Below are 14,545 nucleotides of genomic sequence, written 5' to 3' on the forward strand. Positions count from 1 at the left end.
TGCGGATAGCAAGTTCCAGGGCACCAGGAAGAGGTTGAGCAGGATGGCAAACCCTTACGCCGAGTTGTTCCAGGTTCCCGGCTCGCGGGCCTTCGTATTGGCCGGCATGCTGGCACGCATGCCGGTGTCCATGGCCGGTATTGGCTTGATCACCATGCTTTCCCAGGTGCACGGCGGCTATGGCCTGGCCGGTTCGGTGGCGGCGGTGTTCGCCCTGGCCACGGCGTTTTGCGCGCCGCAGGTGTCACGGTTGGTGGACCGGTACAGCCAGGGCCGGGTGCTGCCGATTGCCGCCTTGATCGGCGGCGGGGCGCTGTTGCTGCTGTTGCTGTGCACGCGGTTGCAGGCGCCGACCTGGACGCTGTTCCTGTTTGCTGCCCTGGCGGGTTGCATGCCGAATATGTCGGCCATGGTGCGGGCGCGCTGGACCGAGCTGTACCGGGGCCAGCCCAGGCTGCAAACCGCCTTTGCCCTGGAATCGGTGCTGGATGAGGTGTGCTTCATCATCGGCCCACCGATTTCGGTGGGCTTGAGCGTGGTGCTGTTCCCCGAAGCCGGTCCGCTGGTGGCCGCGTTGCTGCTGGCGGTTGGGGTTACCACGTTTGTGCTGCAACGCGCGACCGAACCTCCGGTACATGAACACCACGCTCACCATAAGGGCTGGCTGATCGCCTCACCGTCGGTGCTGATCCTGATGATCCTGCTGCTGGCCATGGGGGTGATCGTGGGTGTGGTGGATGTGGTCAGCGTGGCCTTTGCCCAGCACCAGGGCCAGCCGGCGGCGGCAAGCATCGTGCTCTCGGTGTACGCCATCGGCTCGTGCCTGGCGGGGTTGGCCTTTGGCACCCTAAAACTCAAGGCGCCGCTGCCCCGGCAGTTCCTGTTCTGCGGCGCGGCCACGGCGTTGACCACCTTGCCGTTGCTGCTGGTCACCCACATTCCGGGCCTGGCAGTGGCCATCTTCATTTCCGGACTGTTCTTTGCCCCGACCCTGATCGTGTCCATGGCCCTCGTGGAAAAGAGCGTGCCCGCGAGCCGCCTGACCGAAGGCATGACCTGGCTGATCACCGGCCTGAGCATCGGCGTGGCCATCGGTGCCGCCAGCTCCGGCTGGATGATCGACCATTTTGGCGCCGCCAGCGGGTTCTGGGTGGCGTTGGCGGCGGGGGCGGTGGTGATGGGGTCAGCGGTGTTGGGGTATCGGCGGTTGGGTTGAGCATCACAACCCACAATCAAACGTCAGCCAGTCACGGGGCAGGAATCCCCTCGGTGGTGTTGCAGGAATTCGTTCAGCGCCTGGCGCGTCAGGTCATTCAGGGTCACCTTTTTACGTGTCGCTTCAAGGGCGGCGGCAAGATGAAGGTCGTGGCCGACCCGCACGTTGAAAGAGCCTTTGCACGGCTTCTCCGGTGTTTGCCCAAGGGCCAGGCAGGTAGCGAGGTAGTCGTCCACCGCCTCGCGAAACGCGGCGTCCAGTTCCGCGACGGTTTTGCCTTCGTAACTCACCAGTGCCTTGATGAACAGGATCTTGCCGAACAGGCAATTGTCTTCGAGGCTGGCTTCGATAGAGCCGATGTAGCCATTGTGTTTCAGTTGGTTGTTCACTGAATCAGTTCTCCTGATTTCAATTGTTCGATGATTTGGCGCCGAATGTAGTGTTTCAGTTCGTTGCCGGGATGAGGCTTGTGCAAGGTGATCATTGCGCTCGGATCGCCGATGTCGAACTTGACCCGGCTTCCAGCCCCCTCAATCTGTGTGTAGCCGAGACGACGCAGCAGCGTGACGAGCTCTGGCCAGGTAAATGCCATCTGCTCGTTGAGCAATTTGGCGAGCAGCTTTTCATTTTTGGACACGGCGTTCCCTGCGTGTAACTAAATGTAGTTGCAAAAAGTGGTATTCGTCAATGCTAGCTGGGGTTCGTGGGTCTTTCCCGAGGATTGATGTAACCCTTGATGACAGCTCGCTCTAAGCCTCCCATCCCCCGCTAATTTTTCCCTGTCCGGTTCGTTTTATAGGGACGACGTGCCTTTGTGCTTCCTGCCTATTGCTCCGGACTCCAACAAATGAATGCTGAAGACTCCTTGAAACTTGCTCGCCGGTTTATCGGGTTGCCCCTGGAAAAACGCCAGCTGTTCCTGCAGGCACTGCAGAAAGAAGGGGTGGATTTTTCGCGGTTTCCGATTCCGGCCGGCGTGGAGGCAGAGGACCGCCAGGCGCTGTCCTATGCGCAACAGCGCATGTGGTTTCTCTGGCAACTGGACCCGAGCAGCGGCGCCTACAACCTGCCGGGCGCGGTGCGCCTCAAGGGGGCGCTGAACCTGGGCGCCATGGAGCGGGCGTTTGCCAGCCTGGTGGACCGGCACGAAACCCTGCGCACGGTGTTCCAGCGCCAGGTCGATGAGCACCTGATGCAGGTGGCCGTAGCGCCGTCGCTGGCCATTGAGCAACTGGACCTGACGGCGTTGGCCGCGGCCGAACGCGAACACGCCGTCAACGATGCGGCCACCCGCCAATCGCTGCTGCCGTTCGACCTGGAACACGGCCCGCTGCTGCGCGTGCAACTGCTCAGGCTCGATGTCGAGGAACACGTACTGCTGCTGACCCTGCACCATATCGTCTCCGATGGCTGGTCGATGAACGTGTTGATCGACGAGTTCATTCGTTTCTACGACGCCCATGAGCGCAACGAAGCGCCGCCATTGCCGGCGCTGCCGATCCAGTACAGCGACTACGCCCTGTGGCAGCGCCGCTGGCTGGAAGCCGGGGAACAGGCCCGTCAATTGGAATACTGGCAGGCGCGCCTGGGCGATGAGCATCCGGTGCTGGAACTGCCAACGGACCGCCCGCGCCCGGCCATGCCCAGCTATCAGGGCACCCGCCACACCTTCGCGATTGAGCCGGCGCTGGCCGCGCAGTTGCGCACCTGCGCGCAACAGCACAACGTCACCCTGTTCATGCTGCTGCTCGGCGCCTTCAATGTGTTGCTGCATCGCTACACCGGCCAGGGCGATATCCGCGTCGGCGTGCCGATCGCCAACCGCAACCGTACGGAAGTCGAGGGGCTGATCGGCTTCTTCGTCAACACGCAAGTCCTGCGTACTGAGCTGAGCGGGCAAACCCGGGTCGCCGAGTTGCTGCAAGGTATCAAGGAGCACGCCCTTGGCGCCCAGGCGCACCAGGAATTGCCCTTCGAGCGCCTGGTGGAAGCCCTGAAAGTCGAGCGCAGCCTCAGCCATACGCCGCTGTTCCAGGTGATGTACAACCATCAGCCGGTGGTGGCCGACATCGCCTCGGTCAGCACCGCCTCCGGCCTGGAATTGGCCCTGGTGGAGTGGCAAGGTCGCACCACCCAGTTCGACCTGACCCTCGACACCTATGAAAAGTCCGGCACCCTGCACGCCGCGCTGACCTACGCCAATGACTTGTTCGACGCGCCGTCCATCGCGCGGATGGCGCGTCACTGGATCAGCCTGTTGCAGGCCATGGTGGCCGATGGCGAACAGCGCATCGGCGAGTTGCCGATGCTGGCCGTCGATGAGCAACAGAGGCTGGTGCACGCCTGGAACCAGACCGCACAAGCGTATCCCACCGAACGTGGCATTCATCACCTGATCGAGGACCAGGTCCAGCGCAGGCCGGATGCGCCGGCGCTGGTGTTCGGCGCGACCACGCTGACCTACGCGCAACTCGACGCCCGTGCCAACCAACTGGCCCATGCCTTGCGCGACCACGGGGTCGGTCCTGATGCGCTGGTGGGTATCTGCGTTGAGCGTTCCATCGAGATGGTCATCGGCCTGCTGGCCGTGCTCAAGGCCGGTGGCGCCTACGTCCCCCTCGATCCCGAATATCCCCAGGAACGCCTGGCCTACATGATCGAAGACAGCGGCATCCAGCTGCTGCTCAGCCAGCATAGCCTGCTGCCACTGCTGCCTGTCGAAGGCATTCGGGTGATGCTCCTTGACCAGGCGCCCGGCTGGCTCGACGGTTACAGCGTCGCAGCGCCCGCCGTCGACATCCACGCGCTGAACCTGGCCTATGTGATCTACACCTCCGGTTCCACCGGCAAACCCAAGGGCGCCGGCAACACCCATCGCGCACTGGTCAACCGCCTGTGCTGGATGCAGCAGGCCTACGGCCTGGATGCCAGTGACGCGGTGCTGCAGAAAACCCCGTTCAGCTTTGACGTATCGGTGTGGGAGTTCTTCTGGCCGCTGATGACCGGCGCCCGCCTGGTGGTCGCCGCTCCTGGCGAACACCGCGAGCCGGCGCGCCTGATCGAGACCATCGGCGAGCACGGGATCACCACCTTGCACTTCGTGCCGTCCATGCTCCAGGCATTTATCCATGAGCCGGGCGTGCCGCGCTGCGCCAGCCTCAAGCGTATCGTGTGCAGCGGCGAAGCCTTGCCCCTGGACGCGCAACTGCAGGTGTTCGCCAAGCTGCCCCAGGCCGGTTTGTTCAACCTCTACGGCCCGACCGAAGCGGCCATCGACGTGACCCACTGGACCTGCATCGACGAAGGCCGTGACGCCGTGCCCATCGGCCGTCCGATCGCCAACCTCGGCACCTACGTGCTCGACGCGCAGCTCAACCCGGTGCCTGCCGGCGTGGCCGGCGAGCTGTACCTCGGCGGCACCGGCCTGGCGCGCAGCTACCACCGCCGTCCGGCGCTGACCGCCGAACGTTTTGTGCCCAGCCCCTTCGGTGACGGCGCGCGCCTGTACCGTACCGGCGACCGCGTGCGCCAGCGTGACGACGGTGTGATCGACTACCTTGGCCGTCTCGACCACCAGGTCAAGCTGCGCGGCTTGCGCATCGAATTGGGTGAAATCGAGACACGCCTGATGCAGCACCCGGCGGTGCGTGAGGCGGTGGCGCTGGTGCACGGCGGCAAACAACTGGTGGCCTACCTGGTGCTGGAGGGCGAGACGCCCACCGACCTCAAGGCCTGGCTGCTCGGCAGCCTGCCGGAATACATGGTGCCGACCCATATGGTGCCCCTGGCCAAGCTGCCGGTGACCGCCAACGGCAAGCTCGACCGCAAGGCCCTGCCGTTACCGGATGCAACGCCACAACAGGCCTATATCGCGCCGCAAGACGACCTGCAAAAAGCCCTGGCGGCGATCTGGAGCGATGTGCTCGGCGTCGAGCTGGTGGGGCTGGACGACAACTTTTTCGAGCTGGGCGGCGATTCGATCATCTCCATCCAGGTGGTCAGCAGTGCGCGCCATGCGGGGATTCGCCTCAGTCCGCGCGACCTGTTCCAGTACCAGAGTGTGCGCAGCCTGGCGTTGGTAGCCGGCTTCGAGCCCGCTACCGTGATTGACCAGGGGCCCGCCCGCGGCGAGGTGATCCTCACCCCGGTGCAGCAAGGCTTTTTCGCCCAGGCGATCCCTGCGCGTCACCACTGGAACCAATCGTTGTTGTTGACCCCGCGCGAGCGCTTGGAACCGGCACGCTTGGAAGCCGCCCTGATCCAGGTGATCAACCATCACGACGCCTTGCGCCTGCGTTTTGTGCAACAGGCCGACGGTTGGCAGCAAGCCTATGCCGCGCCGGTCACCGAGCCGGGCCTGTGGCAAGCACAAGCCAGCAGCGACGATGAACTGGCGGCGCTGTGCGATGAAACCCAGCGCAGCCTCGACCTGGCGCAAGGTCCGCTGCTGCGTGCCGCGTTGGTGAGCTTGGCCGATGGCAGTCAGCGCCTGCTGCTGGTGATCCATCACCTGGCGGTCGATGGCGTCTCCTGGCGCATCGTTCTGGAAGACCTGCAACAGGCTTACCGCCAGCTATCGTTGCCGGCCAAGACCAGCGCCTACCAACTGTGGGCCGAACAGTTGCAAGCCCATGCCCTTACGCTGGACCACCAGTTGGCGTACTGGCAGGCGCAGTCGGCCGACGCGGACTTGCCGTGCGACAACCCCCAGGGCGGCCTGCAAAACCGCTTGGGCAGCAAGCTCGAAATCCGCCTTGACGCCGAGCACACCCGTCAACTGCTCCAGGACGCGCCAGCGGCCTACCGCACCCAGGTCAATGACCTGCTGCTGACGGCCCTGGCGCGGGTGGTCAGCCGTTGGAGTGGCCAGCCCGCCGCACTGATCCAGCTGGAAGGCCATGGTCGCGAAGACCTGTTCGACAATGTCGACCTGACCCGCACCGTGGGCTGGTTCACCAGCCTGTTCCCGGTACGCCTGCAAGCCGACGGCGAGCTGTCGGCTGCGATCAAGGCGGTCAAGGAGCAACTGCGTGCCGTGCCCGCCAAAGGCATCGGCTACGGTCTGCTGCGCTACCTCGGCCCGCCTGCGGCCCGCGAAGCCCTGGCGAACCTGGCCGCGCCACGCATTACCTTCAACTACCTGGGCCAGTTCGACCGCCAGTTCAACGAATCAGCGTTGTTTGTACCGTCTACCCAGGGCAGCGGCCAGGCCCAGGATGCCGAGGCGCCGCTGGCCAACTGGTTGACCGTGGAAGGGCAGGTGTACGGCGGTGAGCTGGCGCTGCAATGGGGGTTCAGCCGCGAGATGTTCGAGGTGGCGACGGTGCAGCAGTTGGCGGATGACTACGCGGCAGAGCTCAAGGCCTTGATCGAGCATTGCCGAGCCACCCCGGCAGGGCAGGTTACCCCTTCGGACTTCCCACTGGCGCGCTTGACCCAACAGCAACTGGACGCGTTGCCCGTGGCGGGGCCGGCGATTGCCGACCTTTATCCGCTGTCGCCGATGCAGCAGGGCATGTTGTTCCATACCCTCTACGCGCCAGAAGCCCAGGCGTACATCAACCAGTTGCGCGTGGATATCGACGGCCTCGACCTGCTGGCGTTCGGCCGCGCCTGGCAGGCGGCACTGGACCGCCATGACATTCTGCGCAGCAGCTTCCACTGGCTGGGCCTGGACAGTGCCCATCAAGTCATCCAGCGTCAGGTCGACGTGCAGTTGCACGTGATCGAAGACATCGATGCCGACTTCGATGCGCTTGCCGAGGCTGAACGCGAGAAGGGCTTCGCGCTTAATGCCGCGCCGCTGTTTCGCCTGATGCTGGTGCGGGGCGCCGGTAACACCTGGCATCTGATCTTCACCAGCCACCACATCCTCATGGACGGTTGGAGTAACGCCCAGTTGCTGGGTGAAGTCATCGCCCACTATGCCGGCCAGGTCTTGCCCGCGCCGCTGGGGCAGTTCCGCGATTACCTCGGCTGGCTGCAACAGCAAGCGTCGGGTGAGACGTTCTGGAAAGCCGCCCTGGCGCCGTTGCAAACACCCACCTTGCTCGCGCAAGCGCTGCGCGCGCCGGTCGATGGCCTGGGCACGGCTGAGCATCAATTGATCCTTGAGGGCGAGTTCACACAGGCCCTCGGCGAGTTCGCCCGTCGCCAGAAAATCACTCTCAATACCGTGCTGCAAGGAGCGTGGAGCCTGTTGCTGCAGCGCTACACCGGCCAGGATTGCGTGGCCTTTGGCGCGACTGTCGCCGGGCGTTCGGCACCGCTGCCCGGGATCGAGCAGCAACTGGGCCTGTTCATCAACACGCTGCCTATCGTCAGTACGCCTTCGCCAGCCCAACCGGCCGCCCAATGGCTCAACGAGTTGCAAACCCTGAATCTCAGCCTGCGTGACCACGAGCATGTGCCGCTGTACGACATACAAGGCTGGGCCGGCCAGCAGGGCGCATTGTTCGACACTTTGCTGGTGTTCGAAAACTTCCCTGTGGCCGAGGCCCTGAAGCAGGGCGCACCCGCAGGCCTGGCGTTTGGCCATATTCACAACCATGAACGCACCCATTACCCTTTGACCTTGGGCATTGAGTTGGGGGACAGCCTGCGCCTGGAGTTCAGTTACGACCGGGCGCGGTTCAGCGCTGAACAGGTCGCACGCTTGAGCGCCAACCTGCACCATCTGCTGGTGCAGTTGCTCGCGGATGCCCAGGCGCCCCTTGGCAACCTGCAATTGCTTGACGCCACCGCACAACGCGACGTGCTTGCCCTGAGCCAGTCGCCGGGCGCTGCCCAACGCCAGCTGCGCGTGCACGAACGCATTGCGGCCCAGGCTGCTGCCACACCGGACGCGCTGGCGGTACAAGCTGGCGAAGCGCGCTTGAGCTATGCCCAGCTCAATGCCCATGCCAACCGGCTCTCCCATCGTCTGCTGGAACTGGGCGCGGGCCCGGGCCAGCGCGTGGGCCTGGCGTCGCGGCGCGGCCCGCAACTGATCGTCAGCCTGCTGGCCGTGCTCAAAAGCGGCGCGGCCTATGTGCCCCTGGACCCGAACTATCCCGCCGACCGCCTGGCCTACATGCTGGCGGACAGCCGCCTGGACCTGCTGCTCAGCGAAGCCGGGTTGCTGGCCGACCTGCCGCTGCCGCAAGGGCTGGCCCGCGTGGATTTCACCGCCTCCGGTACCGAGCTGGCCGGCTACCCTGCCAGCAACCCACTCACCCACGCTGCCGCTGCCGATCTGGCGTACGTAATCTACACCTCGGGCTCCACTGGCCAACCCAAGGGCGTGGCCATCGACCATGCGGCCCTCGGCCAATTCTGCGACAGCGCCGAGGTCTACAGCCAACTGTGTGCAGAGGACCGCGTGCTGCAGTTCGCGACCTTCAGTTTCGACGGCTTTGTCGAACAGTGCTACCCGCCGCTGTGTGTGGGCGCCGCGCTGATCATGCGTGGCGATGAACTGTGGGATGCCGGGCAACTGGCACGGGAAATCGTCGAGCAGGGCGTGACCCTGGCTGACTTGCCGGCGGCCTACTGGTACCTGTTGGCCAAGGAGTGCGCGGCCGATGGTCGCGCCCTGGGTAACCTGCGCCAGGTGCATGTGGGCGGCGAGGCCATGTCGGTGGAAGGGCTGCGCGCCTGGCACGCGGCCGGCCTGGACGGCGTGCGCCTGGTCAACACCTACGGGCCGACCGAGGCCACCGTGGTTTCCAGCGTGCATGAGTGCCAACTGGCGGATGCCAGTGATGCGTTCGGTGTGCCGATTGGCCGGGCGAGCGATGGTCGCTCGCTGTATGTACTCGACAGCGGTTTCGAGCTGTTGGCCACCGATGGCGTCGGCGAGCTGTGCATTGGTGCCGAGTTCGGCCTGGCCCAGCGTTACTTCGACCGCCCGGCGTTGACCGCCGAGCGCTTCCTCCCGGATCCGTTTTCGACGGTTCCCGGTGCGCGACTCTACCGCAGTGGCGACCTGGCCCGTTACAACGAGGCGGGCGCCTTGGAGTACGTGGGGCGTATCGACCATCAAGTGAAGATCCGCGGGTTCCGTATCGAAATGGGCGAAATCGAGGCCAGCCTGCAAGCCCTGCCGTGGGTGCGCGAAGCTGCCGTCGTTGCGCAGCCGAGTGCCACCGGTACGCAGTTGGTCGCGTACGTGGTCGCGGCCCACGGCCAACCCCTGGATACCCAGGCGCTGGCGGCGGTCTTGCGCCAGTCCTTGCCGGATTACATGGTGCCGGGGCATTGGCTGGTGCTCGATGCCCTGCCGTTGAACAACAACGGCAAGCTTGACCGCCGCGCACTGCCGCTGCCGGACCTGAGCCAGGCGCGACACGCCTACCGCGCTCCGCAAAGCCCGCTGCACATGCAATTGGCGGCGATCTGGCAAACGGTGTTGCACGTAGAGCAGGTGGGGCTCGATGACCATTTCTTCGAACGCGGTGGCCATTCGTTGCTGGCCACTCAGGTGATCTCCCGCGTGCGTCACGACCTCAAGCTGGACGTGCCGTTGCGAGCGTTGTTCGAGCAGCCGACGCTGGAAGCGTTCGCGGCGGCCTGCGCAGGGGTGCAGGCCGGCACTGCCAGCCCGATGGTGGCGCTGGGGCGCGACCGGCCGTTGGCACTGTCCTTCGCCCAGGAACGCCAATGGTTCCTTTGGCAACTGGATCCCTGCAGCGCCGCCTACCACGTACCGACCGCATTGCACCTGCGCGGTGAGCTGGATATCCCGGCACTGGAGCACGCGTTCCAGACCCTGGTGCAGCGTCATGAACCGCTGCGTACTACCTTCGTGGAAGAGGCTGAGCACACCTGGCAGGTCATCCAGCCCAACCTGGCGATGGTGATCCAACGCCAGCAGGTGCAAGACTCGGCCATCGAGCAGGCGGTCGCGCAAGAGATCCAACGCCCGTTCGACCTGCTCAACGGTCCGCTGATGCGCGTCATGCTGCTGGAGATCACGGCCGCGCACCATGTGCTGGTGATCACCCAGCACCACATCATCTCCGACGGCTGGTCGATGCAAGTGATGGTCGACGAACTGCTGGCGCTGTATCAAGGCCAGGCGCCGTTGCCGGCCTTACCGATCCAGTACGCCGACTATGCCGTGTGGCAGCGCGATTGGATGGCGGCCGGGGAGAAACAACGCCAACTCGATTACTGGCGTGCACGCCTGGGCACCGAACACGCGGTGCTGGAACTGCCCCTGGACCACCCGCGCCCGGCGGTGCAAAGCCATCGCGGTGCGCGTCGGCGGGTACACCTGGACAACGCCCTGGTGGCCGAGCTCAAGGCACTCGCCCAGCGCCAGGAAGTGACTTTGTTCATGCTCCTGCTGGCGTCGTTCCAGACGTTGCTGCACCGCTACAGCGGCCAGGCCGAGATCCGTGTCGGGGTGCCGATCGCCAACCGCAATCGCCTGGAAACCGAGCGTCTGGTTGGCTTCTTCGTCAACACCCAGGTGCTCAAGGCCGACCTGCACGGGCAGATGGCCTTTGACCAGTTACTGGCCCAGGTCAAGCAACGTGCCCTGGAAGCCCAGGCCCATCAGGACTTGCCGTTCGAACAACTGGTAGAAGCGCTGCAACCGGAACGCAGCCTCAGCCATAACCCGTTGTTCCAGGTGATGTTCAATCACCAGGACAACCTGCGCGCCGGCCCGGTGCAACTGCCTGGCCTGGCTCTGCAGCCGGTGGATTGGACCGGTCACACGACCCAGTTCGACCTCAACCTGGAAACCGAGGAGTCCGTCGACGGCCTTTGGGCATCCCTGACCTACGCCACCGACCTGTTCGACGCCGCCACCCTGGAGCGCCTGGCCGTGCACTGGCAGAACCTGCTGCGCGCAGTGGTCAACGATGCCTCCCAGGCCCTGGACGAACTGGCGATGCTCAGCCCATCGCAATGGCAGCAGATGGTCGAAGACTGGAACCACACGAGCGTCGACTACCCACGCGAGCGCTGTGTCCACCAGTTGTTCGAAGCACAAGCCCTGACACAGCCGCACGCCATCGCGCTGCAATTTAATGGCGAGGCCGTGAGCTACAGCGAACTCAACCGCCGCGCCAACCGCCTGGCCCATCGCCTGATCGCGGCGGGCGTTGGCCCGGATGTGCGGGTGGCGGTGCATGTGGAGCGTTCCCTGCACATGGTGGTCGGCCTGCTTGCGACCCTCAAGGCCGGTGGCGCCTATGTGCCGCTGGACCCGCAATTCCCGGCGGAGCGCCTGGCCTTCATGCTCGAAGACAGCCGCGCCCAGGTGCTGCTGACTCAGTCGCCGCTGATTGGGCGCCTGGTGCAACCGCAAGGCCTGCAGGTGCTGTTGATCGAGGACGCCGGCGGTGACGAACACAACCCGCAGGTCAGCGTCACGCCGCAACACCTGGCCTATGTGATCTACACCTCCGGCTCCACCGGCAAGCCCAAGGGCGTGATGGTGCCGCACCAGGCGCTGTGCAGCTTTACCTGCGGCATGGCCGGCACCCTGGACATCGGCGCGCAGGCGCGGGTGCTGTCGCTGACGACGTTCTCGTTCGACATCTTTGCCCTGGAGCTGTACGTGCCGCTGACAGTCGGCGCCACGGTGCTGCTGAGCGGTCAGGAACTGGCGCTCGACCCGGAGGCGATAATCGACCTGGTCACCGCCCAATCCGCCAGCGTACTGCAAGCCACGCCGTCCACCTGGCGCATGCTGCTGGAAAGCCCACGTGCCGACCTGCTGCGCGGCATCAAGTGCCTGTGCGGCGGCGAAGCGCTGCCGGCCGATCTGGCCCAGCGCATGCTCGACCTGCAAGGCCCGGTATGGAACCTCTATGGTCCCACCGAAACCACCATTTGGTCGGCGGCCCATCGCCTGCAGGAGGCGCAACCTTTGGTCGGGCGCCCGATCGCCAATACCGCGTTGTTCATCCTCAATGCCGGGCTCAGTCCATGCCCGGTGGGTGCGGCCGGTGAACTGCTGATCGGCGGCGTCGGCCTGGCACGCGGCTACCACGCGCGGCCAGCCCTCACCGCCGAACGTTTCGTGCCCAACCCGTACGGCGCGCCGGGCGAGCGCCTGTACCGCACCGGCGACCTGGCACGCTACCGTGCCGACGGCGTGGTGGAGTACATCGGCCGGGTCGACCATCAGGTCAAGGTACGCGGTTTCCGTATCGAACTGGGCGAAATCGAAGCCTGCCTGCGCGAGCATGAAGGCGTTCGCGAAGCCGTGGTGCTGGCCGACAACGACCGCTTGATCGCCTACCTGGTGACGTCTGCGGCACAGCCGGCGCAAGCCTACACAGCGGCATTGCGTGAGCGCCTGCCGGACTACATGGTGCCGGCGCACCTGATGTTCCTCGACAGCCTGCCCTTGACCCCCAACGGCAAGCTCGACCGCAAGGCCTTGCCCAAGGTCGATACCCGCCTGTTGCTGAAAAGCCATGTGGCCGCCGTCACCCCGCGCGAACAACAGGTCGCGGCGATCTGGGCCGAGGTGCTGGGCGTGCCCCAGGTCGGCCTTGACGACCATTTCTTCGAGCTGGGCGGGCATTCGCTGCTGGCCACGCGGGTGGTCTCGCGGGTGCGCCAGGCACTGGCGCTGGAAGTGGCGCTCAAGACCCTGTTCGAACACCCGTTGCTGGGTGACTTCGTGGTGGCCCTGGGTGAGGAGGGCGTGGTCGCGCCGGCGCTGCTCAAGGCCGATCGCAGCCAGCCGTTGCCGCTGTCGTATGCCCAGGAACGCCAATGGTTCCTCTGGCAACTCGACCCCGAAAGCGCCGCGTACCACATCCCCAGCGCCCTGCGTTTGACAGGCCCGTTGGACCTGGCGGCGCTGCAACGCAGCTTCGACACCTTGCTGGCACGCCATGAAAGCCTGCGCACCCATTTGCGCCAGGACGCCGCCGGTACGGTCCAAGTGATTGAAGACTCGGGCCTGATTGAAATCGATTTGGTCGACACCGATGAAGCCGGCCTCAAGGCACGGGTGGCTGACGTCGTTGCGCAGCCATTCGACCTGCTGCGCGGGCCGTTGCTGCGGGCCCGGTTGCTGCGCCTGGCCGAGGACGAACATGTGCTGGTGCTGGTGCAGCACCATATCGTCTCCGATGGCTGGTCGATGCAACTGATGGTCGAGGAGCTGGTGCAACTGTACGCCGCCTTCAGCTACGGGCAGACGCCAGCCCTGCCGGCCTTGCCGATCCAGTACGCCGACTATGCCGTGTGGCAGCGCCAATGGATGGAGGCGGGAGAGAAGGCCCGTCAACTGGCCTACTGGCGTGAGCAGTTGGGCGGTGTGCAGCCTGTGCTGGAATTGCCTTTCGACTACCTGCGCCCGGCCGTGCAAAGCCATCGCGGCGCTCGCCTGGGCATCGAGTTGCAACCGCAGCTGCTGGCCGGTTTGCATCGCCTGGCGCAGAGCGTCGGAGTGACGTTGCCGATGGTGCTGCTGGCGTCCTACCAGGCGTTGCTGCACCGCTACAGCGGCCAGGAAGACGTGCGTGTCGGGGTGCCGATTGCCAACCGCAATCGCCTGGAAACCGAGGGGCTGATCGGTTTCTTCGTCAATACCCAGGTGCTCAAGGCCGATATCCACGGGCAGATGAGCGTTGTGCAACTGCTGCAACAGGTACGCCAACGTTCCCTCGAAGCCCAGGCCCACCAGGACCTGCCGTTCGAGCAACTGGTCGAAGCGCTGCAGCCCGAGCGCAGCATGAGCCTGAGCCCACTGTTCCAGGTGATGTTCAACCATCGCGTGACCTCGGCAGCCAATCACCTGCAACGCCTCACCGAACTGGACGTCGAAGTGCTGAGCTGGGATGAAGGCGTGGTCCAGTTCGACCTGGCACTGGATGTGGAGGAAAGCCAGGCGACCCTGCGTGCCTCCCTGAGCTACGCCACCGATCTGTTTGCCCCAGCCACTATTGAGCGCATGGCCGGCCACTGGCAAAACCTGTTGCAGGCGATGGTTGCCGATCAACAGCAATCCATCAGTCAACTCAACCTGCTGGGCCAGGATGAGCAACGACACATCCTGCAGCTGTGGAACCAGACCGACGCCGGCTTCTCGGCCGAGCGTCTGGTACACGAAAGGGTTGCCGACCGCGCCGCCGAAAACCCCGCTGCAGTGGCGGTCAAGTTCGATACACAAACCCTGAGTTATGGCGAGCTGGACCGCCAGGCCAACCGCCTGGCCCATGCCCTGATCGCCCGTGGCATCGGCCCCGAAGTGCGGGTGGCGATTGCCATGCCGCGCAGTGCCGAGAGCCTGGTGGCGTTCCTCGCGGTGATGAAAGCCGGCGGCGTGTATGTGCCGCTGGATATCGAATACCCGCGTGATCGCCTGCTGTACAT

4 protein-coding genes are annotated in these 14,545 nt (G+C 64.9%); 2 read left to right on the forward strand and 2 right to left on the reverse strand.

The window, feature by feature from the left end:
- The first annotated feature begins 43 nt into the window (after positions 1-43).
- Positions 44-1,216 carry an MFS transporter gene (locus BM416_RS23775; protein WP_092489660.1) on the forward strand — a complete coding sequence of 391 codons (1,173 nt, stop codon included), beginning with the start codon at positions 44-46 and terminating at the stop codon, positions 1,214-1,216.
- A 23-nt stretch (positions 1,217-1,239) separates the two neighbouring features.
- Here the strand turns inward: BM416_RS23775 and BM416_RS23780 are convergent, their stop codons facing one another.
- Both BM416_RS23780 and BM416_RS23785 read right to left on the reverse strand, forming a co-directional pair.
- Positions 1,240-1,605 carry a type II toxin-antitoxin system HicB family antitoxin gene (locus tag BM416_RS23780; protein ID WP_092489661.1) on the reverse strand — a complete coding sequence of 122 codons (366 nt, stop codon included), beginning with the start codon at positions 1,603-1,605 and terminating at the stop codon, positions 1,240-1,242.
- On the reverse strand, positions 1,602-1,853 hold the full coding sequence (locus tag BM416_RS23785; RefSeq protein ID WP_027607491.1) for a type II toxin-antitoxin system HicA family toxin: 252 nt from the start codon (positions 1,851-1,853) through the stop codon (positions 1,602-1,604). The genes BM416_RS23780 and BM416_RS23785 overlap by 4 nt, the downstream gene beginning before the upstream one ends.
- Before the next feature lie 210 nt (positions 1,854-2,063).
- Between BM416_RS23785 and BM416_RS23790 the strand changes: the two genes are divergently transcribed.
- A partial coding sequence (locus BM416_RS23790) for a non-ribosomal peptide synthetase (protein WP_092489662.1) occupies positions 2,064-14,545 on the forward strand: 12,482 nt, incomplete at its 3' end.

The sequence above is a fragment of the Pseudomonas sp. NFACC42-2 genome, assembly GCF_900116055.1.
Classification (GTDB): domain Bacteria; phylum Pseudomonadota; class Gammaproteobacteria; order Pseudomonadales; family Pseudomonadaceae; genus Aquipseudomonas; species Aquipseudomonas marginalis.